General features: G+C 69.9%; 21 protein-coding genes and 3 pseudogenes. 9 read left to right on the top strand and 15 right to left on the bottom strand.

The window, feature by feature from the left end:
- Positions 1 to 195 precede the first annotated feature (195 nt).
- Both ACWC5O_RS15385 and ACWC5O_RS15380 read right to left on the bottom strand, forming a co-directional pair.
- A pseudogene (locus ACWC5O_RS15385) lies at positions 196 to 411 on the bottom strand (DNA-binding protein); the annotation flags it as partial.
- Positions 412 to 470: 59 nt separating this feature from the next.
- A complete protein-coding gene (locus tag ACWC5O_RS15380; RefSeq protein WP_450780998.1) occupies positions 471 to 953 on the bottom strand; it encodes a DUF7848 domain-containing protein in 483 nt (160 codons plus the stop codon).
- On the opposite strand from ACWC5O_RS15380, the pseudogene ACWC5O_RS15375 reads away from it, so the two are divergent.
- Positions 952 to 1,886, top strand: a pseudogene (locus ACWC5O_RS15375) (TIGR02679 family protein). The gene ACWC5O_RS15380 and the pseudogene ACWC5O_RS15375 overlap by 2 nt on opposite strands.
- On the opposite strand, the gene ACWC5O_RS15370 reads toward ACWC5O_RS15375, so the two are convergent.
- The 6 genes from ACWC5O_RS15370 to ACWC5O_RS15345 all read right to left on the bottom strand — a co-directional run bounded on the left by ACWC5O_RS15370 (position 1,825) and on the right by ACWC5O_RS15345 (position 8,819).
- Positions 1,825 to 3,186 (bottom strand): carotenoid oxygenase family protein, encoded by a 1,362-nt coding sequence (locus tag ACWC5O_RS15370; RefSeq protein WP_450587075.1) that lies wholly within the window; start codon positions 3,184 to 3,186, stop codon positions 1,825 to 1,827. The pseudogene ACWC5O_RS15375 and the gene ACWC5O_RS15370 overlap by 62 nt on opposite strands.
- A gap of 49 nt (positions 3,187 to 3,235) precedes the next feature.
- A complete protein-coding gene (locus tag ACWC5O_RS15365; protein ID WP_450587077.1) occupies positions 3,236 to 3,427 on the bottom strand; it encodes a hypothetical protein in 192 nt (63 codons plus the stop codon).
- Between the two features lie 57 nt (positions 3,428 to 3,484).
- Positions 3,485 to 4,945: an MFS transporter gene (locus ACWC5O_RS15360; RefSeq protein ID WP_450587079.1), complete on the bottom strand. Its 1,461-nt coding sequence runs from the start codon at positions 4,943 to 4,945 to the stop codon at positions 3,485 to 3,487.
- A 97-nt stretch (positions 4,946 to 5,042) separates the two neighbouring features.
- Entirely contained in the window at positions 5,043 to 5,609 is a 567-nt protein-coding gene (locus ACWC5O_RS15355) for a TetR/AcrR family transcriptional regulator (RefSeq protein WP_450587081.1), read from the bottom strand.
- Between the two features lie 326 nt (positions 5,610 to 5,935).
- Positions 5,936 to 6,778, bottom strand: a complete 843-nt coding sequence (locus ACWC5O_RS15350) for a hypothetical protein (protein WP_450587082.1) — start codon at positions 6,776 to 6,778, stop codon at positions 5,936 to 5,938.
- 313 nt (positions 6,779 to 7,091) lie between these two features.
- Entirely contained in the window at positions 7,092 to 8,819 is a 1,728-nt protein-coding gene (locus ACWC5O_RS15345; RefSeq protein ID WP_450587084.1) for an MFS transporter, read from the bottom strand.
- Positions 8,820 to 9,282: 463 nt separating this feature from the next.
- On the opposite strand from ACWC5O_RS15345, the pseudogene ACWC5O_RS15340 reads away from it, so the two are divergent.
- A pseudogene (locus ACWC5O_RS15340) lies at positions 9,283 to 9,528 on the top strand (LacI family transcriptional regulator); the annotation flags it as partial.
- A 77-nt stretch (positions 9,529 to 9,605) separates the two neighbouring features.
- Here the strand turns inward: ACWC5O_RS15340 and cdgB are convergent.
- The 3 genes from cdgB to ACWC5O_RS15325 form a co-directional block, all read right to left on the bottom strand.
- The gene (gene cdgB, locus ACWC5O_RS15335; protein WP_450587125.1) at positions 9,606 to 11,180 is read right to left on the bottom strand and encodes a diguanylate cyclase CdgB; all 1,575 of its coding nucleotides are present in this window, start codon (positions 11,178 to 11,180) and stop codon (positions 9,606 to 9,608) included.
- 302 nt (positions 11,181 to 11,482) lie between these two features.
- Positions 11,483 to 12,025 (bottom strand): RNA polymerase sigma factor, encoded by a 543-nt coding sequence (locus ACWC5O_RS15330; RefSeq protein WP_450587085.1) that lies wholly within the window; start codon positions 12,023 to 12,025, stop codon positions 11,483 to 11,485.
- A gap of 71 nt (positions 12,026 to 12,096) precedes the next feature.
- Positions 12,097 to 12,348, bottom strand: coding sequence for a hypothetical protein (locus ACWC5O_RS15325; RefSeq protein WP_450587087.1), 252 nt, complete (start codon positions 12,346 to 12,348; stop codon positions 12,097 to 12,099).
- Positions 12,349 to 12,975: 627 nt separating this feature from the next.
- Here ACWC5O_RS15325 and ACWC5O_RS15320 point away from each other — a divergent pair.
- Both ACWC5O_RS15320 and ACWC5O_RS15315 read left to right on the top strand, forming a co-directional pair.
- Positions 12,976 to 13,497: a hypothetical protein gene (locus tag ACWC5O_RS15320; RefSeq protein ID WP_450780996.1), complete on the top strand. Its 522-nt coding sequence runs from the start codon at positions 12,976 to 12,978 to the stop codon at positions 13,495 to 13,497.
- Between the two features lie 93 nt (positions 13,498 to 13,590).
- Positions 13,591 to 13,986: a hypothetical protein gene (locus ACWC5O_RS15315; RefSeq protein ID WP_450587091.1), complete on the top strand. Its 396-nt coding sequence runs from the start codon at positions 13,591 to 13,593 to the stop codon at positions 13,984 to 13,986.
- A 235-nt stretch (positions 13,987 to 14,221) separates the two neighbouring features.
- Here the strand turns inward: ACWC5O_RS15315 and ACWC5O_RS15310 are convergent, their stop codons facing one another.
- Positions 14,222 to 14,629: a (R)-mandelonitrile lyase gene (locus ACWC5O_RS15310; RefSeq protein WP_450587093.1), complete on the bottom strand. Its 408-nt coding sequence runs from the start codon at positions 14,627 to 14,629 to the stop codon at positions 14,222 to 14,224.
- Positions 14,630 to 14,824: 195 nt separating this feature from the next.
- The gene (locus tag ACWC5O_RS15305; protein WP_450587095.1) at positions 14,825 to 16,579 is read right to left on the bottom strand and encodes a non-ribosomal peptide synthetase; all 1,755 of its coding nucleotides are present in this window, start codon (positions 16,577 to 16,579) and stop codon (positions 14,825 to 14,827) included.
- A 189-nt stretch (positions 16,580 to 16,768) separates the two neighbouring features.
- Between ACWC5O_RS15305 and ACWC5O_RS15300 the strand changes: the two genes are divergently transcribed.
- Positions 16,769 to 17,512, top strand: a complete 744-nt coding sequence (locus ACWC5O_RS15300; RefSeq protein ID WP_450587127.1) for a tryptophan 2,3-dioxygenase — start codon at positions 16,769 to 16,771, stop codon at positions 17,510 to 17,512.
- A gap of 79 nt (positions 17,513 to 17,591) precedes the next feature.
- Here ACWC5O_RS15300 and ACWC5O_RS15295 read toward each other — a convergent pair whose 3' ends face one another.
- Positions 17,592 to 19,175: a (2,3-dihydroxybenzoyl)adenylate synthase gene (locus ACWC5O_RS15295; RefSeq protein WP_450587097.1), complete on the bottom strand. Its 1,584-nt coding sequence runs from the start codon at positions 19,173 to 19,175 to the stop codon at positions 17,592 to 17,594.
- 13 nt (positions 19,176 to 19,188) lie between these two features.
- Positions 19,189 to 20,394, bottom strand: a complete 1,206-nt coding sequence (locus ACWC5O_RS15290; protein ID WP_450587099.1) for a cytochrome P450 — start codon at positions 20,392 to 20,394, stop codon at positions 19,189 to 19,191.
- Positions 20,395 to 20,580: 186 nt separating this feature from the next.
- Here ACWC5O_RS15290 and ACWC5O_RS15285 point away from each other — a divergent pair, with 186 nt between their 5' ends.
- Genes ACWC5O_RS15285 through ACWC5O_RS15270 form a run of 4 tightly spaced genes read left to right on the top strand, consistent with a single transcriptional unit; the run spans position 20,581 to position 24,065 of the window.
- Entirely contained in the window at positions 20,581 to 21,291 is a 711-nt protein-coding gene (locus ACWC5O_RS15285; RefSeq protein ID WP_450587101.1) for a thioesterase II family protein, read from the top strand.
- Positions 21,288 to 22,376 (top strand): isocitrate/isopropylmalate dehydrogenase family protein, encoded by a 1,089-nt coding sequence (locus ACWC5O_RS15280; protein ID WP_450587102.1) that lies wholly within the window; start codon positions 21,288 to 21,290, stop codon positions 22,374 to 22,376. The genes ACWC5O_RS15285 and ACWC5O_RS15280 overlap by 4 nt, the downstream gene beginning before the upstream one ends.
- Complete coding sequence (locus ACWC5O_RS15275) at positions 22,363 to 23,742, top strand: FAD-dependent oxidoreductase (protein ID WP_450587104.1); 1,380 nt, start codon at positions 22,363 to 22,365, stop codon at positions 23,740 to 23,742. Before ACWC5O_RS15280 ends, ACWC5O_RS15275 begins: the two co-directional genes overlap by 14 nt.
- Positions 23,733 to 24,065, top strand: a complete 333-nt coding sequence (locus ACWC5O_RS15270) for an antibiotic biosynthesis monooxygenase family protein (RefSeq protein ID WP_450587105.1) — start codon at positions 23,733 to 23,735, stop codon at positions 24,063 to 24,065. The genes ACWC5O_RS15275 and ACWC5O_RS15270 overlap by 10 nt, the downstream gene beginning before the upstream one ends.
- Positions 24,066 to 24,201: the final 136 nt, after the last annotated feature.

Raw genomic sequence — 24,201 nt, 5'->3', positions numbered from 1 at the left:
CCGTCCAAGCCAGGGCGCGAGGACGGGGTGTGCGGGAAGTCCTCGCGCTCCACCGGCACGGCCGATGAGCAGGTGTCACCGGCGCACCCGCTGACGTTGCTCTCCTCGGGTCACGAGGTCCCTGACAGGCGCTGGACGGAGTGGTTCTGCCGGCCCTGGACGGTCAGGTGGGAAGTCCCGCGTGGGGGCCGGGGTTCAGATCTTCTCGGTGGTCATGTGGGGGTGGTCGGCGGTGAGCATGCTGATGTCCTCGACATCGGGCGTCAGGATGGTGACGCGGCCGGGCTGGGCGAGAGCGGTGGCGCAGAGCATGGCGTCGATGGCGGACTTGTGGCCGTGCAGCCCGGACTGGGCGAGGGCGTGGGTGACGGGCTCGGCCCGGAGCCGGAAGAGCGTCCATTTCAGCGGGGCTCCGGGATGTGCGTCGAAAGCGCGCACGAAGCGCCCGTAGTGCTCGCAATGCACATTGATTATGAGCCCGATTTCTGCAACGCGAGCCGCTGACCTGCGGTTTTCCTTAACGTGTTTTCCTTGACATGTTTGCGATGACGCATCACGTGGAGTGCGTGGCGATTCTTGAACCTGCTGAAAAGGGTGCCTGAGCTGCGGTCTTGTCCCAGGCTGCATGAGACTCGACGTGTTTCCGCGTGAACGTCGGGCGGACTGGTCCGGACGCTCTGGACAGGCGGTCTGACCTGGAGCTGCGTTGACCATGCGCGTTGAACGGCCGGTGCGCCTCCTCTGCTCGGCCGGGTGACTGGCAGACGGTCTTGACGCTCGTCAGGGTTCTGGCCGCATTGCCGCAGCAGCCAGTTCTGCGGCTCGGCGAAGTCCTCGCTTGTCGGCGAGGTCTCTCCGTCCACGGCGCACTGCACGCGTACAGGACGCAGGGGCCTCACAATCGGGCGGAACCGTACGGGCCCAGCCGGCGCTCTCCGGCTGGGCCGCCTCATGCCGGGCGACCGGAGCCTGGTCGGCGGCTCACCGGAACGCACTCGATCCCTGCTCACCGACGCGCTCATGGTGCTCACGGAGCTGCCCGCCCAAGCCGATCCACTGCCCGTCTTCGCCGCCCGGGTCCTGAACGGTCACTCGCACGCACTCGACGACGGCACCCCCCTGTCCGCCCTCGTCCTGCGTGCCCTGGCGGTTCTGCACGACACCGCCCCGCCGCAGCCCGCGGCGGACCGGCGCGCCCTGTGGACCCGCGCGGGTGTCGCGGACGACGACCTCTCCGCCACCGTCCTCGTCGGCGGACTGCGACCCGCCGGGGACGGCCCGGTCGCCCGCGTGGCCCGCGTCTGCGCCGAGGGCGGTCAGGCCGCCGCCCTGACCCTCGCCCAACGGCGGGCCCCGGGCGGGTTCACTCTCGCCGCCGGCCCCGCACCGGTTGTTCACGCCGCGGAGAACCCCAGCGTCCTGGCTCTCGCCGTGCGGCGCTTCGGCCCGGACGGTCCACCGCTCGTGTGCACGTCCGGCTGGCCCGACAGCGCGGCCGTCAGCCTCTCCGCCTCCGCGCTGACCAGGGAGCCCGCCTCCGCTACCACGGCGACTTCGACGGTGAAGGTATCCGCATCGCCGCGTATCTCATGGCCAGGACGTCGGCCCGTCCCTGGCGCATGACGGCTGCCGACTACCGTGCCGCGGTCGCCCGCACAGCGCACGGTCCTGAGCCCGGCCGCCTCACCGAGGCGCCCTGGGACCCCGCCGTGGTCGAGGAACTGGTGGCCGACGTCCTGTCCTGTTGGCAGACCTGGCCGAAGTGGTTCGGTGAGGGTGCCGATGACGCGTCATCGGGAAGGTGTCGCACGACGGGAGGCGCGTTCAGCTCTCGTCGCCGTCGAGGGCCGTGTCGGCGATCCAGGAGCCGTGGATGCCGCCGGTGACACGGCGGGGCAGGTGGACAGTGGCGATTCGGTCGAGGCCCGAAGCGTTGAGGACGAGGAGTTGGGAGGCGTCCTGCTTGAGGTCGGAGATGACGCTGAGCAGGTAGCCGTCGTCCTCGTTGGTGGCTCCGGCGGCCGGGACGAAGACGGCCTCGCTGGGCAGCCTGGCGTCTCCGACCTCGTGGATACGGCGGGCGCCCGTCGCGCGGTCGTACTTGACGATGCCGTAACCGCCGAGGCCGTTCTCGTCGGGGAAGGACACGGCGTACCCGTAGCGGTTCTCGGTCCCGATGAACGCGTCGTTGAGCGTGGGGAACTCGACCGCGAGGTCGTCGATGATCTGTTCGTCGACGGTTCCGGCGGCCACGTCGATCACCCAGCGGCGGGTGTAGGAGCGGGTATTGGGCTCGGTGCCGCGGCCGGGGGCGCCGACCCACCAGTTCCACGAGAGGTGGAAGCCCTCGCGGTCGACGGTCGGGCCTTCCAGGACGATGCGTCCCTGGGCGTCCTCGTAGGCGTTGGCGGCGTGCAGCATGTTGCCGGGGTCGATGGGGAACCAGCGCATGTGCGCGGTGCCGTCGAGGCCACGGGGCATCACACCGATGCGGGCGGGGTGGCTGTCGTTCCAGGCGTACGGTATGCCGGAGCGCTCGGTGGGGTCGAAGGTGACGGTGCCCTCGACGAACACGATGTGGTGCGCGGTGATGGCGAAGTCGTGTTTGAGGGAGGCGGTGGCGCCGGGGACCTCGGTGCTGTGGACGATCTCGCCCTCGGTGTCGGCGACGTAGTACATCAGGTAGGGCGGGACCGGCGAGGAGCCGAAGAAGTGCAGCTCGCCGGTGACCGGGTCGGTCTTCGGGTGCGCGGTCATCGCGCTGCGCAGCTTGCCGTCGAAGTCGTAGGCGCCGACGGTGTCCAGGTCCCGGGTGAGCTCGAACGGGAAGTTGGCCTCGCACAGCGCGAGGAGGCGGCCGGCGTGCTCGATGACATGGGTACCGGCGACGCTGGCCGTGAGGTCGGGGCCCTTCTCGGTCAGGTAAGGGGCGCCGTCCAGCGCGGGAGTGCGGACCCAGCGGTTGCGGTACCACTCGGCGCGTCCGTCGCGCAGGCGGATGCCGTGCACCATCCCGCTGCCCTTGAACCAGTGGGTCGGGGTGACGCCGGGCTTGGGGTTGTGGCTGTTGCGGATCAGCCGACCGGTCAGCTCAGGGGGCAGGGTGCCCTCAACGGTGAGCTCGGTGGCGGTGATCTCGTCGACGACGGGCTCGTAGTGGCCGGTCAGGTAGGGCTTGGTGGTCATGGCGGAGACCTCGATTCTCGGTGCGTGTGGTGATGGGAGCGATGAGGGATCAGTGGTCTGAGATGGCTGAGGCGGTGTCAGTCGTGCGGTTCGGCACGGTGACCCGGTCGTCGGTCTGTTCTGGGGTCCACACGTGGATGCCGGTGACGCCGGTGATGCCGTTGGACGGGCCGTCCCACGCGATCCTCTCGGTGTGGGACAGGCGGCCGACGACGGGAGCGGTTTCGTCGATGGTGAGCATGGCGACTCGCCTCTCGATCGATCTGGTGGCAGGTGGTGACGAAGTGCAGAAGGCGGATCAGGGGGTGCGGGAGGCGGTCTGGCCCGGTCCCACGGGAGCCGGCGCCTGTGGGTTGGCGGGAGCGCTGCGACGGGTGCCGATGACGGCCAGGAGAGCGGTCGTGGCCAGTACGGCGGCCGCGATACCGAACGCGGTGCGGTAGCCGGCGGTCAGTGCCTCCGGGAGCGGTTGGTGGGCCGCGGCGTGTGCGGTGACGGAGCCGGCGAGGGTGGCCAAGGCCGCGAGGCCGATCGCGCCGCCGACCTGGCGGGTGGTGTTCACCAGCCCGCCGGCCAGTCCGGCGTCGTCCTTGGCGACGCCTTCGACGGAGAGGGCGGTGAGCTGGACGAAGGCGATGCCGAGACCGAGTCCGATCAGGATGCTCGGGCCGAGGATGTCGGCGAGATAACTGCCATGTGCGCTGATCCGCGACAGCCACAGCAGTCCGCCGGCTTCGGTGAGCAGGGCCGCGGTCACCGTGACCGTGGCGCCGATCCGACGCGAGATCCGCGGCGCCAGGGTGGAACCGAGCATGTTCGCCGTGGCCAGCGGAAGTTGGCCGAGTCCGGTCACCAGCGGGCTGGAGCCGAGGACGCGCTGCTGGTACAGCGGGAGGAAGAAGAACAGGGCGATCCACACCGAGCCGAGCAGGGCCATGAGTATGTTCCCGGCCCGGACCCGGCCGCTGGCGAACAGCCTCGGGGGAAGCAGCGGATCGGGGTGCCTGCGCTCGACCAGGACGAAGGCCGCGAGCAGGACGGCGGCGAGAGCGAACGCGCCCAGCACGTGGGCGTCCGTCCAGCCGGAGCGGCGTGCGGTGGTCAGGCCCCACACCAGGGCGGTGAGGGAAAGGGTGACGCAAGCCGTGCCGGACAGGTCGAACCGGCTGCTCTCCGCAGGCGGCGCCTGTGGCACGTGGACGGCAGCGGTGACCAGGACCAGGAACGCTCCCGTCGCCACGGCGTAGAAGATCCACGACCAGCCCCATGCCTGCGTGAGCACCCCGCCGAGAAGGACTCCGGCAGCACCTCCAGCGCCGGAGACCGCGCCCCACACTCCCAGTGCTCGGCCCCGGCCGGGTCCGGGAGGGAACAAGCCCATCACCAAGGCCAGCGCGGCGGGGGCGATGGCGGCGGCCCCCAGCCCCTGCACCGCACGGGCAGCGATCAGGACGCCGGGCGAGGTGGCCGAACCCGCCGCCAGTGAGGAGATCCCGAACACGGTGAGGCCCCCCAGCAGCACCCGGCGACGACCCAGCAGGTCCGCCGCGCGCCCGCCGGCCAGCAACAGCGCTCCGAAGGCCAGGCCATAGGCGTTGACCACCCAGGTGGTCCCGCTGTCCGTCAGCCCCACCCCGGCACGGATCTGCGGCAGGGCCACGTTCACGATCGAGGTGGCGAGCATGACGGTGAACTGCGCCCCGGCCAGGGCGGCGAGCGCGGCCCCGGGGCCCCTGGCGGTTCCGGATGACTTTCGCACAGCACGCTCCATTGTGTGGTTAACCACTCACTTCGAGGGGCGGAAAGTGGGCGGCGCTGTGCGGTGCGCGCCGCCGGGTCTGAGGTCGGGGTGGTCTCTAGTAGTGCCTGATGCCTGCCGCAAGGGTCCGCGCCCAAGGGGCGTCCACCGCATCGGCCCCCATGGAAACGATCAGGTGACACAGCATGCCTCGGGAGAAGAACTCCTGGACCTGCTGTTCGCTGCCGCCGGAGGCGCCGCGTACGTACTCGACCAGACGGGCGTAGCCCTGCTGTACGGCCTCGCGTACTGCCGGTTCGGAGACGGCCGCCGCCTGGGCGTGCAGCTGGATCAGCATCAGGTCGTTGTTGCTGATGAGCTTGGCGTAGGCGTTGCCCATGGCCGAGAGGACGGCCTCGGGGCTGCTGCCGCCCGCATCCGCCGCGCCGCACTCCAGACTGGCTCGGACCTCGACGAAGCAGTGCTCGACGACCGCGACGAACAGCAGTTCCTTGTTGGGGAAGAGCCGATAGACGTAGGCCTGGGAGATGCCGGCCGCCTTGGCGACCTCGGTCGTGGTCGTGCCCCAGTAGCCGCGGGCCGCGAAGGCGCCCAGGGCGGTGCGCAGCACTGTCTGGCGGCGCTCCTGCGCGGTGGAGAGCCGGCGGGGCCGGTCCGTCGTCATGTGAGTACTCAACCACTCACACTTTCCGGCGTCAACCCGGTCACACGCGTTCGAAGAGCAGGCGCGCGCAGGGTCGATGACTCATGCACGGGAATGAAGGGCCCTGCGGCGTCCGGGCGCAGCGGGGCCGCAGGCGGAGCGAGTGGATCAGGTGTGTACGGCCCGTACGTCCGCCTCGATGGGTGGGGCTGGTCCGGCCTGTGTCCGGTTCACCGCCGTGTGGGGGCCGCTACGGTCGATCCCCGAGCCGGCTGGGCGTGGGCCTCCTCGATGCCGAGCCCGGACGCCGGCCTGCCGGTGTCCCGCCGAGGTCGACGCACCGGTCGTCAGGGTGTCTCGGGGCGGGACTCGTAGTGCAGGCTGTGAAAACGGCCGCTCTCCTCGCGCCCTGTGGGGTCGCCACCCAGCGCCCGTACCGCCGCGATCGCATAGCGCTGTTCCCGTTCGTCGGTGAAGAGGCGCTGCGGGTAGGTGCGGGAGGCGTCGACGGTGGTGTTCAGGCCGTGTACGGCCAATGCCCGGGCGATCGGCTGGTACGACACCGTCCGCAGCACGAACGCGCTGACCCACACCGGTCTGCGGGCGCCGTCCAGCACTGCGTTGAACGTTCGGGCGGTGATGTAGCTGCCGCCGCCTGTCAGCGTGATGAGGCCGACCTCGGCGAGCGCGCGGCTCAGACCGGGGCCGGGTGGGCCATGTTCCAGATCGTCGGTGAAGGCGGCGTCCAGCAGACCCACCTCGAGCGCGTAGTGCACGGCGGGGGCCGAGACGTCCAGGCCGAACACCGGCACTGCGTCCGGCCGGCGCCGCGCGGCATAGAACGCCTTGTCCGATGCCGTCAGTTCCGCCGTCGACATCGTCTGGCTACCGGGGGAGGTGTACCGCTCGTACATCTCGGCCAGTGTCACGTCGTGGTTGAGCAGCGCGGCGTTGATCCCGTACGAGCAGCACACGTCCAGCACCGCCGACCCGTGCGTGCGGGCGTCGTCGAGCTCGGCCCGTTCGGCGGCAACCCGCCGGAAGACAGGCTGGGCATGGTGCGGGATCTCGTACTCGAGCGGCGCCAGCCGCCTGAAGTACGCGCGGGGGTCCGGCCGGGTGTAGATGTCGTCGAAGCGTGACTTGCCGTCCGCCACGTCCTCGGTACCGTCAGAGCCGGAACCAGCCATGCCGTACTCCTCCTCGCGTGTCCGTACCTCCATCATGTCTCGTCTTCTATGCCCCGAAATGTCCGTCACGCCGGGGGCCGGGTGTACTCGGTCGCTCTGACACGCCGGCTGCTGCTATGACGCCTCTCGCGGTACCGGCGTCGGCCTTGTCGATGCCCCGGCGTGTCGCCGAGCCCCGGCGACACCCTCTGGATTCCCGGTGTCCCTGAACGGTCGGCTTTCGGGGGTGCCGAGTGCGTCCGGGCTCCTGCGCGGGGTGGCGCTCGCCACCGGCCCTGGCGCCGGTCAACCGGCGGAACGGTGCGGTCGAGTCCTACTGGCCTTGTGAAGGCGCTTCACGTCCCGGGCCTGCGGCTGTCGTGGTCCCGGCGGCGACGGGAAGACGCAGTGCCATCAGCCAGCCGACGACAGCCAGTGCGGCCATGCCGGTGGCCGACACGGTCAGCGCCTGCTCCCTGGCACGTGCGTTGATCCGTACCAGTTCGTCGGCCGCGGCCCCCGTGATGCCCCGTGACATCGCCTTCGCCCGCAGGTCGTCGTCGGACGCGGCGGTGATCTGGACCTGCTGCTCCGCCGTCTGCGTCACCAGTTCCTTCCGGGCGGCGGACAGGACGCTGCTGTCCTTCACCCCGGCCTCGAACGCGTACAGCAGCGCTGTGGCCATCAAGGCGCCGGCGAGCGCGACTCCGAACGAACTTCCCAGATAGCCGGCCGTGTAGGAGAGCCCTGTCACGTCGCTGACCTCATCGGGCTCAGGCGCCGACTGGACGAGGTCGGTGAGCGTCGTGGCCATGCCCCGGCCGAGCCCGATGAGGAGAACGCCCGGCGCGAGTGCCAGGCCCACCGCGGCCACTCCCTGTGCATGCGGACTGAACAGGGCGGCGACAGCGCCGCAGCCGACGCCCATGCAGACGAACGCCCCCATCGAGGCGGCGCGGTGGGTCATCCTCCCTTGCCCGATGCGCCGGGCGGTCGGCGGAGCGGCCATCATCAGCCCCAGCGCGATCGGGAGCAGCACCACTCCGCAGTGCAGCGCGCCGAATCCAAAGGTCGTCTGCAGGAAGACCGGCACCAGGAAGAGCACGCCGTTGGGCACCAGGATCTGCATCAACTGGGTCGAGATCCCGGTCCGGACGGTGCGGTTCCGCAGCACCGTCACGCGGACCAGCGGATCCCTTCCGCTCTTGATGAGGTGCCACTCCCGTCCGGCGAAAGCGGCCAGGACCACCAGCCCCATGCCCGCCAGGACGGGAACGGGTGACAGACCGCCACGCTCCAGCAGTGTGTGGCCGAGCACCACGAAGTCCTGCCGCGCCTTCAGCAGGCCGTACCGTCCCGCGAACAGGGCCGAGACGACGAGCAGAACCAGTCCTGTCGTGGACAGCAGCACCCCGCGGGCATCGAAGCGCTGTCCGGGGCGTCCCGGGAACGGCCCGGCATCGACCGTATACCGTATGAGCCATGTCACGGACAGGGTGATCACGGCTCCCAGGAGGAACGACACGCGCCAGGTCAGGTAGTTGGTGACCAGGCCACCCAGAACGGGACCGGCCGCCGCACCGATTCCGGACGTCATGGCCAGCGTGGACAGCACCCTGGTGCGTACGGCCCCGGCGAAGGTCCCGGTGAGCATCGCCATCAGCGCCGGAAGCATCAGCGCGACGCCGAGCCCCTGGAGCACGGACCAGCCGAGCAGCATGAACGGCAGGCTCGGGGCGGAGGCGGTGATCAGCGCCCCCAGGACGAAGATTCCGCCGCCGAGGGCGAAGGTCCGCCGGTACCCGTGGCGTCTGCCAAGCTTGCTGCCACTGATCATGAACGCGGCGACCACCAGGGCGTACAGCGAAATCGCCGACTGCACGCCGGTCAGTGTGGTGTGCAGGTCCCCGACGAGCGCCGACAGGGCCACGTTCATGGCGGTGGCGGTGTAGTTGATCAGAAGGTTCTCGGCGGCGAGGAGGAAGAACAGCGTCCTGGCGGCCGATGACGGCCCTCCTTCGATCGGTCCCCGGATCCGCATCGCCCCGTTTCGCCATCGCACGAATGCGTCCCGCCGTTCGATCGCTGCGCCCCAGGCAGGCCTGCTGCTGCCAGGACCGGCCCGCGTCTCCGACTTCCCGGTTCAGAGTGCACGGCGTGCACACCACAGGCTTGCGGGACGCGCCAACATCGACCCGAGCGGGCGACACGGCCCGCCGTCCAGCCCTCGCCGGGCTGCCGAGACGCGTCCGTCGACGTGGTCGCGGATCGCTGCCAGGACGGCTGCGAGCAGGGCGAGGTTCAGGCGCTGCTGATCCACATGCCGGCACGACGCAAGGGTGGTCTCTGCCGCTGTGAAGCCGGAGAGGAAGCCCGTCGGATACGTCGAGGACCGCGTCGTCACCCCCGCGGCCGGAGCGTGACCGTTCCCGCCGACGGTCGCGGGCGTGCGCGTGGTGTCCGCGCCCCTTCCCGGCACCGTCCCGGGCTGTGACGGCTCAGCATTGCCCGTTTGGGCCTGTGGGGAACTCACCATCGCCGAGCTGAACTTCGCACGCGGTGGCGTACGGACGGAGAACGCGGCCCACTGGCGCCGCAATGGCTTCGCCACGCGGCCGTGCACGCCGGCCACCTCCGGCTGGTACCCGAAGAAGGCACCCGGGAGGCAGAAGGTCCTCATGGACGACCCCATGGGCCACATCGACGGCTCGGTCCCGGCGCGCTATGCGCACGTGACCCCCGGCATGCGCAAGCGCCTCACGGCTGGCCTGCTCCTCGTCCTCGCCGCACGCGGCAGCCGCCCTCCGCGGCCACGTGGAAGGCGGTTGACGCCGGGGGCCCGCCCGGCTCAGCCGGCCCTCCGGTGCTGTTTCGGGCGAGAACGCTTCTCGATGCGCATCCGCTCGTCGGCTGACTTCAACACTTCGTCCGCAGTCATGCCGCAGTGTGCCCAGCCGATGCCGAAGCTGGCGCCCACCCGGACGGCCCGTCCCTCGGCGCGGATGGGCTGGATGATCTCGTTGCGCAGGCGTACGGCGAGGTCCTGGGCGTCAGCGCGGCTGAGTCCGTCGGCGAGGATCACGAACTCGTCGCCGCCGAGCCGGGCGACCGTGGTGCCGTCCGGCACGCCCCTGCTGAGGCGGCGGGCGACCTCGATCAGCACCCCGTCGCCCGTGTTGTGGCCGAAGCGGTCGTTGATCGACTTGAAGCCGTCGAGGTCGCAGAAGAGCACCGCGAGGCCCTTCGTGTCGTCGTCGCCGTCGGGCCCGTACACATGCAGATGGGTGTCGCCGCCGGCATCAGCCGCTTCCGTGACTGTGGTCTTCTGCCCCCCGGGACGCGGGCACAGCCGGGCATTGAGGCGGGAGCGCAGCTCGGCGGAGTGTGGCAGGCCGGTGAGGGAGTCGTGGGAGGCACGGTGGGCGAGCTGCAGCTCGCGGCGCTTGCGCTCCTCGATGTCCTCGACGTGGGTGAGCAGGAAGCGGGGTCCGTCGGCGGCGTCGGCGATCACGGAGTTGCGCAGGGACACCCAGACGTAGGTGCCGTCGCGGCGGCCGAGGCGGAGTTCCGCGCGGCCGCCCTCGGCGGAGGTGCTCAGCAGGGTCGCGCTGTCCTCGGGGTGGACGAGGTCGGAGAAGGAGTAGCGGCGCATCGCGGAGGCGGGGCGGCCCAGCAGGCGGCACAGGGCGTCGTTGGTGCGCAGGATCCGGCCGTGCTGGTCGCCGCCCATCTCGGCGATCGCCATGCCGGACGGGGCGTACTCGAACGCCTGCCTGAAGCTCTCCTCACTGGCTCGCAGCGCCTGCTGCTCCCGCTCCAGGCGGACCAGGGCGCGCTGCGCGTCGGCCCGCAGACGCGCGTTGCTGATCGCGATCGCGGCCTGGAAGGCGTACATCTGGAGCGCCTCGCGCTCCTGCACCGCCGGTCGCCGGCCGTTGCGGGGCTGGTCCACGGACAGGACGCCGATCAGCTCTCCGCGGCTGTCGGCGCAGGGCCCGGGGGCGTACATGGGCGCGAACAGCCGGTCGAAGGGGTGCCACCCGTCCTCGAAGCGGGGCACGGAACCGCCCGTGTTCCATTCCGGTACGTCGTCCTCGTCGAGCACCCGGCTCTCGGTGTGCGGGATGAAACGCAAGTCGCCCCACGCCTCACCCATGTTCAGGCGTCGCTCCCAGGACTGGCGCGAGCCGACGCGGCCGGTGATCAGGCCCTCGGCGGCGGGGTTGCCGGAGAGGGCGGTCACCACCAGGTCGCCGTCTGAGCGCACGAGGTGGAGGTACGCCATCCCGTACCCGAGGGTGTTGACCGCGCCGTCCGCGACGACCTGCAGTGTGTCCGCCAGGCTGCGTGTGGAGTTCATGTCCGCCATGGCCTGGTGCAGTCGGTGCAGCGACGCGGCACGATCGGTGACGCCGATGTCCATCTGCGAGCGAGCCGCCTCCGCTTCTTCGAGCAGCTCCTCGTAGTGCCCGATCCGTTCGAGTAGACGCCGAGCTCCTGGCACCGCGCCTTGGGCAGCCTTCTGCAGCAGCGGCAGCGCCTCGTACAGATGCTCCAGTCCCTCGGCGTAGTCGGTGTGGCTTTCGACGGCGTCCTCTGCCTCGCGCCGCAGGGCTGTGGTGCCTTCAGGCGTCAATTCCCTCAGCCGGGCCATGACCGACTCGAAGCCGGGGTTGGGGTCTGCTTCGGCGGCGTCGAGCTGCGTGGATTGACGGTTGTCCTGCGTCACTCGCCCACATCCTCGGGTCGCGGCCGGGCCCGGTAGCCGTCAAGCTGGTCCGACTTCCTCAGCTTGTCACAGGCCACCGTGCGAAACTTCTTCACCGTGTTCTCGCTGATACCCATCAGCGGCGCGACCTCGCTCACGGTCAACCCGTCCACATACAGCAGATGAAGCGTATCGAGCTGACGTTCGGTCAGGCATGCCAAGGCCCGCTCCATGTCGACACGGCGGACGACCGGTTCGAAGACCGCCTCGCCCTCCACGCTCCGCAGCGCGTCGGCCAGCGCTCCGAGGTTCGTGGCCTCGACCGGGGTCTCGTGCGTTCTGCCATGTTTCCTCCAGTACTCCGCGATCCTGCACCGGGCGATGGGGAAGAGCACCTTCGCCAGGTTGTCGTACTTCGCCACGTGAGCGTCGTACTTCGCGAAGAACACCATCCAGATCTCCTGGCAGACGTCCTCCGCGTCCCTTCTCCCGTCATGGCCCGTCCTGTGTCTCACGAACCTCCGTAGACGCTCGTGATGTGCGGCGTAGAACTGCCGCATGTTCTCCTGCCGCGCCGCCTCCCGGGAGTCGTGGTGAGGCAGGTCGCCATCGTGCGAAGGGATCACCGAGCTCAGCCACCGTCCCGAGGGGCGGCGAGGCCCTGGCGGTCGGCGGTCTCCTCGCCACGGTCAGACGCGCCCACGGTGAGAGACCACTGGTCGCCCCCGCGTGTCCGGTGCCAGGCTCGTGCCGATCGCGCCTCGGCGGCGAGGGCGGTGGCCACCGCGGTCATCGTGCGCCGCTGCTCTCGGGCCAGGGCCACTCGTCCCCCGATTCGAACGGCCAGCGTGCAGAACGAGAGCAACCCCGTGATCACGGACACGACCTCTCCGGGACTTACCGACTCAAGCACTTTGGGCTCCACCTTCGTCAACCGACAGGATCGCCTGTCACATCGACGACACGGTGGGAATCGGGTACCTCTCGCCTGCAATATTCCTCACTGCGACCGGAAGTGACGTCAGATGAGCGAATCCCGGCAACCTCCTTTCTCTTCGGGGCACCCTCTGTCCTGGACGTCCTGGACGTCCTGGACGGCATCGGCGCTGACGAGTTCCCGCGGATGGTGCGGATCGCGTGGGCACATAGCCGGGCATGTTGAGCCGGCTGACCAGGCGGCGCGTCTGCCGGGCGCGGGCGGTCACACGAACGGGTGGGGGCGACCGGGAGCTGTTCGCCGTAGACCTGCCCGTCGACACCGGCTCCGCCACGGAGTCCGCAGCGCCGGCAGTCTGCGCGGGCAGGCCGGAACTTCAGATGTTCCCTCATTTGCCGCGCGCCGCAACCCTCGCTTTCGACTTGCGCGAGTTTTCCGTGATCCTGAAGCCATGCGGCCCATCATGAAATGCGGTCAGCGCCGCACGCCTCGACGATGGCACTGAAGGGCGGAGCGCGACGCTTGTGACAGCCGAGCACTCCGCTGAGTCATGCGTCAAAGAAAGAGGGAACCATGACGGCAACGACGGAGACTCCCACTCGAGAAAAGGCCGGGGTGGGCCAGGAAGAGTTCGGGGAGGAATCCGCCTTCGGTCCGCTCCTGCTGGCAGCGATGCTGGCCCGCCGTGAGGAGCGCGGTGAGGAGCCGATCATCGAGCACCCGCTTCTCCTCGCCGCGCTCGCGCGCCGGCGTGAAGAGGGCGGTGAGGAGTCGATCATCCAGCACCCGCTTCTCCTCGCCGCGCTCATGCAGCGCCGCAGGGAGCGTGGCGGTGAGGAGTCGATCATCGAGCACCCGCTGCTTCTCGCCGCGCTCATGCAGCGCCGCAGGGAGCGTGGCGGTGAGGAGTCGATCATCCAGCACCCGCTTCTCCTCGCCGCGCTCATGCGCCGCCGTGAGGACCGTGGCGGTGAGGAGTCGATCATCGAGCACCCGCTGCTTCTCGCCGCGCTCATGCAGCGCCGCAAGGAGCGTGGCGGTGAGGAGTCGATCATCCAGCACCCTCTCCTCCTCGCCGCGCTCATGCGCCGCTAACAGGAGAAGGCGACACCCCTGCCCCCCGATCCCTGCAGTCGTCAGCATCGGGGGGCAGGTCCCGTAGGGCAATCGAAGACTTGAGGAACCACAATGGCAGCTGAGTCCGGCGGACAATCGGAAAAGGATCCCTTGGAGACCTTCATCGACGAGATCTTCGAGGAAATGGTGCGCGATGCCGGAATCCCGCATACCGGCACCGGCGCCAGGCACGGAAAGGACCCGCTGGCTGGAGCCCTGATGGAAGCAGCCGTGGCGTTCATGTCTCGGCCGCCCTCCCGTTCCTCGGAACTGGAAAGGGTGCTGTTCGCGCAGACTCTCGCGACCGCACTGGCAGAGTCTCTCGCGCCCGCTCTGGCGGATGTGCTGGCCTCGGAGGTCATGAAGGTGCTGACCCACCACGCGGACGCTCAAGCAGGCGGTACCCACGAAACCGTCGGCGGGGCCGGCCGTGGCCACAGCTCTTCCGGGGGCGGCGACCGTCCCTAGGGGACCGTCTTCCCCCGGTGCCCGCTCCGCTCCGCTCCCCGCCCACGCCACCGCATTGGAGGCGTGGGCGCGCGGTTCGGATTCATGGGTGCCGCCTGTTGGGGCCGGTGGAGTCTCAGGGGAGTTGCGGGGACGACGTTCGTAACGCCTTCGCCGGCGTTGCTGCGGCTCTCATCTGCTGCCGCCGTCTGGCTGGACGTGGCGTGCATGGCGCTCTCGTGGATCGGGGGGTTGCTCAGGGGCGGGTGCGCGTGCTGGCACGCGGGCCCGTGTACTCGGCGTCGCAGACGTGCTCCAGCCAGTCGATGTCGTCCGTCTCCCACAGCGCGAGGTGGACCATGAAGCTGTCCGGGGCCGCGCCGTGCCAGTGCTCCTCGCCCGGCGGGGTCCAGATCACGTCGCCCGGGTGGGCTTCGAGGATCTCGCCGCCGCGCGACTGGACGAGGGCGGTGCCCTCGACGATGCAGAGGGTCTGACCCAGGCCGTGGGAGTGCCAGGCGGTGCGGGCGCCGGGCGTGAAGCGGACCATGTTGGCCCGTGCCCGGCTGGGCTCCTCGCCGCGGTAGATGACGTCGGCGTAGGCGTCGCCGGTGCACCAGTCGGCGGGGAGCTTCATGGTCGGGGGGTGCTTCAGAAGTTGCATGGTGTTTCTCTTCCTGACTACCGCTGCCGGGCCTGCTGCGCCTCGGTGACGGCCTTGAGCTGGTTCATCGCGGTCTCGCGTTGGGCCAGCCGGCGTTACTCCTGGGAGAATTCCCTCCTGGGAGGGATTCATCCTGGGAGGGATTCATCCGGGGAGAGAACTCTCCCCCCTTCGTGTCACGCGACAGGTGTCGGACTACCCGTTGGCCGCCTTCACCAGTTCCGCCAGTTCCTCCAGCGTGGCGGCCTGGAAGATCGTCCGCATCGGGATCACGACGTCGAACTCCTTGCGGATTCTCCGGGCCAGCAGGGTGGCCAGGACCGAATGGCCGCCGAGCTGGAAGAAGTTGTCCTCGGGCCGTGCCTCCGGGACGCCGAGGATCTGCCTGACGAGGTCGTACAGGTCCGTGCCGGCGGAGGCGGCCGTTTCCGCCGCAGGAGCGTCGGCGCCGGTCTCGCGGAGGGCCGCGCGGTCGACCTTGCCGTTGGGGGTGGTGGGGAAGCGGTCGAGGACGATGACGGTGTACGGCACCATGTGCTCCGGCAGCGACCTGGCCACGTGCTCCCGCAACTCCGTGCCGCTGGTCTCCGCACCCGCCGACGTGGTCACGTAGCCCACGATCCGGGCGGTCGCGAGGTCACCCTCCACCACGACGCAGGCGAGGTCGACGGCGGGATGCGCGGCCAGCCGGGTCTCGATCTCTCCCAGCTCGATGCGGAAGCCGCGGAGTTTCACCTGGTCGTCCGCCCGGCCCGCGAAGAACAGCTCTCCGTCCGCGCGGCGCCAACCCCGGTCGCCCGAGCGGTACATCCGGCTGCCCGGCGGCCCGGCGGGGTCGGCCACGAACCGCGCGGCGGTCAGCCCGGCCTGGTTCAGATACCCGCGGGCCAGGCCCGGCCCGGCCAGGTACAGCTCGCCTTCGTCGCCCGGACCGGCCTCGGCCAGCCGCTCGTCGAGGATGTGCACGGTGCTGCCGGGGAAGGTCCGGCCGATGCTGATGTCGTCGGGTCCGGTGATCCGCCCGATGGAGATGCCGACGGTCACCTCGGTGGGGCCGTAGCCGTTGAGCAGGGACCTGCCCTCGGCCCAGGTCCGCACGAGGGACGGGGAGAGGGCGTCACCGGTGGAGACGAGCGTCCCGCCGGGCAGTACGCCGTCCGCTTCGGTGACGCTGAGCGCCACCGGGGGCAGCGTGGCGTGCGTGACCTTGTTCTCGGTCATCGTGTCCCGCAGCGGCTGGCCGGGCAGCAGGTCGTCGGCCGGCGCCATCACGAGTGCCGCACCGGACAGCAGGGCCAGCGAGATGTCCCAGAAGGCGGCGTCGAAGCTGATCGACGCCCACTGCAGAACGCGGTCGCCCGGGCCCGCACCGATCTGCTCGGCCTGGCTCGCCACCAGGCCGGTGACGCCACGGTGCGTCACCGCGACGCCCTTGGGCCGGCCCGTCGACCCCGAGGTGTAGACGACGTACATCAGATGCTCGGCGCGCAGCTCGGCGAGGCGCTCCCGATCGGACACGTCGTGGTCGGCGTGCGCCTCGCACTCCGCGCGGAACGCGGGGTCGTCGAGGACGACCTCCGGCACGCTCTCGTCCGGCAGCGCGAGTCGCGTGTGCTCCGCCGCGCGGATCAGCAGCACCGGCCGCGCGTCGGCCACCATGTGCGCCAGCCGTTCCACCGGATACGCCGGATCGAGTGCGAGGTAGGCGCCGCCCGCCTTGAGTACCGCGAGGAGCACCGTGACCAGTTCGGCGGATCGGGGCACGGAGACGGCGACGACCGAGTCCGGTCCCACGCCACGGGCGATCAGGTACCTTGCGAGCCGGTTGGCCGCGGAGTTGAGAGCCGTGTAGCTGACGGCCTTGCCCTCGAACAGGATGGCGGTGTCGTCCCCGGCCTTGGCGGCGACGGCCTCGAAAAGCCGGGGGACGGTGTGCTTTGCATCGCCCATTTCGCGTCCATTCAGTGATGCATTGGAACGACGAGGATTTCTCCTGGCACTCATGGTTCCCCATCATGATGGCCCGCCAGGGCGGTGAGCCGCCCCGTTGAATGAGAGGTGACAGATTCTGACCTGGGGTCGGTTTCGCTGTGTTACCAAGGGGAGTCAACGCCCGGCGAGCGGAGGCTCCTACCCGTGATGAGTAATTCCCATTCCGCCTACTGCGGCTATCGTGATTACTTGGTTCTCGAAACGTTGCTCGACATTCAGAAGCCGATCACGGAACAGCATGACGAGTTGCTCTTCGTCGTCGTCCATCAGTCGCACGAGCTGTGGTTCAAGGAGCTGCTCCACGAACTGGACGCCCTCCAGGTGACGTTGTGCAAGGCGGACAGCGGCCCCGCCCTGCGGACGCTGCGCCGGGCTCGGGCGATCTTCCGGGCGCTGACGGCGCAGATCGACGTGCTGGAGACGATGACCTCCGACCAGTTCGACACGTTCCGCGACCAGTTGGTGGGCAGCGGCTTCTACTCGGCGCAGTTCCGTGAGATCGAGGTGGTGCTCGGACGGCGTGACGGGACGGCGGCCGAGCACTTTCCCGAGGGCAGCCGGGAACGGGCGCGTATCAAGGCGAGGGCCGACGAGCCCACCCTCTTCGACGCCTTCCTCCGCTATCTCGACGCCAAGGGGTACTCGCCGCACGACCTGCCCTCCGCATTGCACGGACTCCACAGCGACGACGGTGTGGTGGAACAGATCTGCCAGGGCCTGGTGGATCTCGACCAGGCCTTTCAGGAATGGCAGTACCGGCATGTCGTTCTCGTCCAGCGAATGATCGGAAACAAGATCGGTACGGGGGGCACGGCCGGCGCGGAGTTCCTTCGTAAAGCGATTTTCACGCCTTCCTTTCCCGCCTTGTGGCACACCCGGCAAGGCGAGTAGGAGAACACGCGGCAGGTCCGTCGCCGCTCGGCGACCGGCCCTGCCGCGCCTTCAAGGCATCCGCACCATCACGGCATCCTCACCTCGCCGACGACACCGCGAGCGCCCGCAGGGCCTTCTTGTCCACCTTGCCCATCGGCGTGCGCGGCAACTGGTCGAGGGGCACCAGCCGGTCGGGGATCTTGTACGTGGCCAGACCGCAGCCCCGGAGGAACTCCTTCATCGCCGACGTCCGGACCTGCGACCCGGTCAGCACGAGGAAGGCGTACGTCCGCTCGCCGAGCACGGTGTCCGGCACGCCGACGACGGCCGCGTCCTGGACGGACGGGTGGGTGCGCAGCTGACGCTCCACCTCCTCCGCCGACACCTTCTCGCCGGCGCGGTTGATGACGTCCTTGATCCGTCCGACGATCGTGATGTTGCCCTCCGGGCTGCGCCGGACGAGGTCGCCCGTGCGGAAGAACCCGTCCGGCGTGAACGAGCGGGTGTTCTCCTCGGGGGCCCGGTAGTACCCGCGGATCGTGTACGGGCCGCGCGCGATCATCTCGCCGGCCTCCCCCTCGGGCACGGGGTTCAGGGACTCGTCGACGATCCGGACCTCGTCGTCCCGCGACATGGGCCGGCCGTCCGTGCCCATGATCACGTCCTCCGGGTCGTCGAACCTGGTGTGGGTCAGCAGGCCTTCGCTGATGCCGTACCACCGCATGATCCGGCACCCGAGGACCTGTCCCGCCCTACGGGCGAGCGCCGGGTCGAGGGGGGCGCTGCCGACCTGGACGAGCAGGTGGGACAGGTCGGGCTGCTGTCCGGAGTCGGCCCACAACCGCAGTACGGAGGGCACGACCGTGGTCACGGTGACGTGCTCGCGACGGATCAGCGGGAAGACCTCGGCGGGCCGCACGCTCGACGTCAGGACCGCCTTGCCGCCCAGCAGAAGGCTCCCGAACACTCCCGGACAGGCGAGCGCCGCCTGGTGCGCGACCGGATTGACGGCGAGGTAGGCCACCTCCCGGCCCACGTGCATCGCCTCCGCCGTGGCCCGCATGACGTAGGCGTAGTCGTCATGGGCCCGGGGGATCAGCTTCGGCAGCCCGGTGGTGCCTCCGGAGAGGAGGAAGAGCGCCGGATCGGACGGGTCGACGCGGGGCAGGGGGACGCCCTCGCTGCCCAGTGACTCCAGGGCGGTGAACTCCTGGGCGTCGCCGCTGACGAGGACGTGCCGGACCGAGGGGATCTCCCGGGCGAGTTCGCGGTAGTCGAATCCGCCGAACTCGTCCTTCACGGCGTAGGCCACCGCACCGGAGTGGGCGCACAGATGGGATATCTCTGACTTGCGGTGCCCGGGCAGTGCCAGGACCGGTATGGCTCCGGCCCGCAGCAGAGCGAAGACCAGGACGACGAACTCGGGGATGTTGGGCAGGTGGACGACCACCCGGTCGAGCGGCCTGATGCCCAGTTCGATCAGGCCGCCCGCCAGCCGGTCGGCCCGCTGGGACAGCTCCGTGTAGGTCATCCTGCGCCCGTCGCGGACCACGGCCACGCGGTCGGCATGGCGCCGGCACGAGTCGTGCAGCAGGTCACCGAGCGGCCGGCCGAGCCAGATGCCCCTGCGGCGGTACTCCTCGGCGAGGTGGCCGGGCCAGGGGACGAAACCGTCGAGCATGGGGCGTTCCCTTTCAGGAGGCGGACCGCGGCCGGAAGGCGACGGGGAGACTGCCGTAGCCGTACAGGAAGTTGGAGTAGATGCGCTGTGGCTCCCCGTCGAGCTCGATGTCCCGTACGGACGTGACGAGCGCCTGCAACAGCGCGCGCAGTTCGGCCCGGCCCAGTGCCGCGCCGACGCAGAAGTGCGGACCGTGGCCGAAGGTGAGGTGCTTGTTGGGGCGGCGGGACAGGTCCAGGGTCCGAGGCTGGGAGAAGACCGTCTCGTCGTTGTTGGCCGAGGTGTTCCAGAACGTGACGATGTCACCGGCGCGCACCTGCTGCCCGCCGAGGGAGAAGTCGCCGAGCGCCGTGCGCGCGAAGTGCATGCCCGGCGTCGCCCACCGCAGCAGCTCCTCCACCGCGGTGTCGATGTCGACCGTCCCCTCGCGCAGCCCGCGCCACTGCTCGGGGTACCGGGTGAAGGCGAGGACCGAGCTGATCGCGGTCATCCGCGAGGACTCGTCCCCGCCCAGGAGGAGGCTGTAGCAGTTGAGCGCGATCTCCTCCGGGGTGAGCGGGCGGCCGTCGACCTCGGCGGTGGCGATCATGCTGATCACGTCGTCGCCCGGTTTCGCCCGCCGCTCGAACCCCAGCTCCATCAGATAGAGCACGATCTCGTTGCGTGCCTCCAGGGCGTCCAGCCGGGCACCCTCCTGATGCTCGGAGGCCAGAGCCTCCTTGCTCCACAGGAGCAGCTGTTTGCGGTCCTGCGCGGGGATGGACAGCAGGTCGCAGATCGTGTTCATCGGGATGTGCTCGGCGACCTCGGCGGCGAAGTCGAAGCTGCCCAGCTCCGTGACGGTGCTGATCAGCTCCTGCGCGCGCTCCTCGACCCTGCGCACCACGTCGCCCAGCACCCGGGGGGAGAAGGCGCGGAGCATCAGGTTGCGCAGCTGCCGGTGCCAGGGCCGGTCGGAGACGGCGAGCATCTTCCCGCCCGCCGAGTCGCCCCCGCGCAGCAGGACGTCGAGGACGTTGCCGCGGGCCGAGCTCAGCCGCTTCCAGTCGCCGTAGCAGGACAGGACGTCGTCGTACCCGGCCACGACCCAGAAGCCGGGGCGCTCCGCGGCGGACGGGTGCCAGTACACGGGACCCTCCCCGCGTACCCGGCGCCAGAACTCGTAGGGGTCGTTCCTGACGAAGGTGGCCGGGTCGGTGAGATCGAGCGACGGGCTCATCCGGGATCCTCCTTTTCCCCGCATCGTCATGCCCCGGCCCCACGGCGCCCGTGATGTCTTGCCGACATCTGTCGCGGATCCCGCGATTTCGTGCGCGGTGGAAAACATGGGACGGGACGGGTTAGCCGATGGCCGAGAAAGGCGGAGATGATGAGCCGGATACGGGAACGGGGCTGGGTGCGGTCTTTGGCCACCGTCGAACGTCCCGAGCTTCGTGTGGTGTGCTTCCCGCATTCCGGGGGTTCGGCGACGGCCTTCGGCGAGTGGTCCACCGCGATGCCGCCCGGCGTGGAGCTCATGGCCGTCCAGTACCCCGGCCGCGGTGACCGGTTCGGGGAGCCGTTGGTGGACGACGTGGCCGCGATGGCCGGGCACGCGGCGGCGGATCTGCTGCGGCTTCCCCCGCGCGACTACGTGCTCTTCGGGCACAGCCTGGGCGCGGTGGTGGCCTACGAGACCGCCCTGGTCCTGCGGGACGCGGGCGAGGAGCCGCGGAGCCTGTGCGTCTCGGCCTGCCAGCCGCCCGGAGTCGTGGAGGGCGGAGACCTCCACCTGGCACCCGACGACGAGTTCTGGTCGACGCTGGTGGGGCTGGGCGGTATCGAACCCGGGATCGCCGAACACGCCGAGTTGCGCGAGCTGCTGCTGCCGACGCTGCGTTCGGACCTGCGGGCCCATGCGGAGTACCGGCCGCGTCCCGGCGCCAAGCCGCTGTCGTGCACCGTGCGTTGCTTTCACGGTGTGGGCGACCCGCTGGTGGACGAGGCGCGGCTGGAGGAGTGGGCGGAGGTCACCTCCGGTGAGTTCACGGTGCGCGCGCGGCCGGGCGGGCACTTCCATGTGACGACCGACGTGGCGGAACTGGTGGCGGACATCGTGCGCCAAGGCCGGGCATGAGCGGCGCTGCGAAAAGGATCACCGTCATTCCCGGTGACGGCATCGGGCCGGAGGTGATCGAACCCGCGCTGGCGGTTCTCGACGTGCTCCCACTCGGTGTGCGGCTGGACGTCCTCGACCACGTGAACGCTCAGACGTACCTGAGCACCGGAAGTGCCTTGTCCCAGGCCGATCTCGACCGGATCCGCAGCAGTGAGGCGACGCTGCTCGGTGCGGTCGGCGATCCCCGGCTGGGCGACACCGCCTACGTGCGGAGCGTGCTGACCACACTGCGCTCCGAGCTGGACCTGTACGCCAACTACCGGCCCGTGCGGCTGTGGCACGACCGGCTCAGCCCGCTGCGCGACGGCACACGACGCGGCATCGACTGCGCGATCGTCCGGGAGAACACCGAAGGGCTGTACAGCGGTGTCGGCGGCAGCACGCGCACGGGGTCCGCGCAGGAGATCGCCATCGACGTGGACCTCAGCACCCACCACGGTGTGTCGCGCATCCTGGACTTCGCCTTCTCCGTGGCCCGACGCTCGGTGTGCGTGGTGGACAAGGCCAACGCCGTCCGCAACGGCGGGCAGTTGTGGCAGCGCTGCTGGCAGGAGGCGATCGCACGCAATCCGCGGTTCGACACCTCGCACCTCTATGTTGACGCCGCCGCGATGAAGTTGGTGACCGACCCGACCGCGTTCGACGTCATCGTCACGAACAACTCGTACGGCGACATCCTGAGCGATCTCACCGCCGCCCTCGCCGGCGGGCTCGGCGTGGCGGCGTCCGCCAACCTCAACCCCACGACCGGCCAGGGGGTCTTCGAGCCGGTGCACGGCAGTGCGCCCGACATCGCGGGAACCGGGGTCGCCAATCCGTTCGCCGCCATTCTCTCCGCGGCGCTGCTGATCGAACACCTGGGCCATGCCGAGGAGGCCGACGCCGTGCGCCGGGCGGTCGCGGCCGCCATCGAGGCCGGAAGAGTCACCCCCGACCTCGGCGGGTCCCTGAGAACGAAGGAGGTGGGCGCTGTGGTTCTGGCGGAACTGCGGCAGCCGAACGCAGGCCGGGCGACGGGACGGCGATGCCATGCGGGGGCCTAGCCGAGGTCGCGCCGAGGGGAGCCCGGAGATCGTCATCGTCGGGGGCGGCCTGGTCGGCGTGGTCACGGCCATGTACCTCGCCCCCCGCTTCGGCCCGGTCACAGTCCTGGAGAAGCGGGCGGACCCGCGCCGCGCCGGCGGCGGACAGGGACGGTCCCTCACGGTGATGCTGTCCGCGCGCGGCTGGCGCGTACTGTCCGACCTGGGTCTCGACAAGACGGTGCGGGAGATATGCGTCCCCCTGCACGGACGCTGCGCGCACCTGCCCGACGGCAGTTCCCACGTCACCCCGTACAGCAGGGACGGGCAGCCGATCTGGTCGGTGGAGCGCGAGCGGCTGCACCACATCCTGCTGGACGCCGCCGAGGCGACTCCCGGCGTCAGCATCCGCTTCGAGCAGCGGGTGCGCTCCGTGGACCTGGACGAACCGGCCGTGGCCGTGGAAGACGTCGACGGTGAGCAGCGGTTGACGTGCCACCGCGTACTCGGCTGCGACGGCGCGCACTCCACGGCCCGTGCCGCCCTGGCCGCCCGCACCGCACCGGCAGAGGTACGCAATCTCGAACTGGCCTATCAGGAGATCGACGTGCCGGGCGGCTGGCTCGACAGCCGGACCATGCACTACTGGCCGACCGGTGACGCGCTGTTCGCCGCGTTCCCCATGCCGTCGGGGGAGTACTCCGGCTCCCTGTTCATGCGTCTCGAAGGGCCTGCGCCCTCCTACGCCACGGTCGGCGGCGGCAAGGAGCTGTTCGAGGTGTTCGCCGACCGCTTCCCCGAACCGACGGCCGCCATCGGGGACATCGCCGAACAGCTCGCCGCCAAGTCCGTCTCCACACTCACGGTCGTACGCTGCGACCGATGGGTCTGGCGGGACACGCTGGCGCTGCTCGGGGACGCCTGTCACGCGATGGCCCCCTTCATGGGGCACGGCATGAACTGCGGCTTCGAGGACGCCCGTACGCTCGTCGACTGCCTCGACTCCACCGAGGACTGGACGGCGGCCCTGGCGGCCTACGAGAAGTCGCGGATCGAGGACGCCAACGCGATCTCCCACCTCTCGTACCAGCACTACCACATCATGGCCAACCCGCCGCAGGAGGAGACCGCACACGACAGGGGAATCCTGCGGAAGCGTCTCGTCGACCTCTTCCCGGACCGCTTCGTGCCCCTGTACGAGCAGTGCGCCTTCACGGAGGAGAGCTACGCCTCGGTGCTGCGGAACGACCAGCGCCTGGACCGGCTCGTGGAGAGCCTGCTCAGCCGGCACGGCGCGGAGCTGGTCACGGCGTCCGACAGCCGGCTGCGCGCCTGCCTGCCCCTCGACCCGAACACAGTCACCCTGGAGGACTCCGGATGTTCGTGATCCTGTTCAAGTCGCGCCTCACCGATCAGGCGGGCGAGGACTACTACGCCACCGAGGACGAGATGCGCCGGCGGGTCCGTGCCATCGCCGGGCCCGACCTGGTGGACGTCCAGCACTACACGGGCGAGGACGGTGAGCGCCTCGCGGTCGTGCTGTGGCGCAACGCGGAGACCCTGGAGCAGTGGCGATCCGACCCCGAGCACCAGGTGGCGCAGCGGCTGGGCCGGGAAAAGTGGTACTCCTCCTACGAGTTGACCGTGGCCGAGGTGCTCCGGAGCAGCTCCCACACGGCCACGGAGAAGCCGTCGGACGAGTCGCAGTAGGGCGGCAGGTCACGGTACGTCGTCGTGCGGTCGGTCCCTGGACCGACCACAGGGGGCCTGGAACTCACCGCACCGCATGGGCTCGAGGCGATCTCACGCGCAGGGACGGTCGTCGTGCCGGCCTGGCGCTCGATCA

Source organism: Streptomyces sp. NPDC001450 (assembly GCF_053597295.1).
Note: the sequence above shows the minus strand (reverse complement) of the source record. Positions and strands in the feature narration are given on the sequence as shown.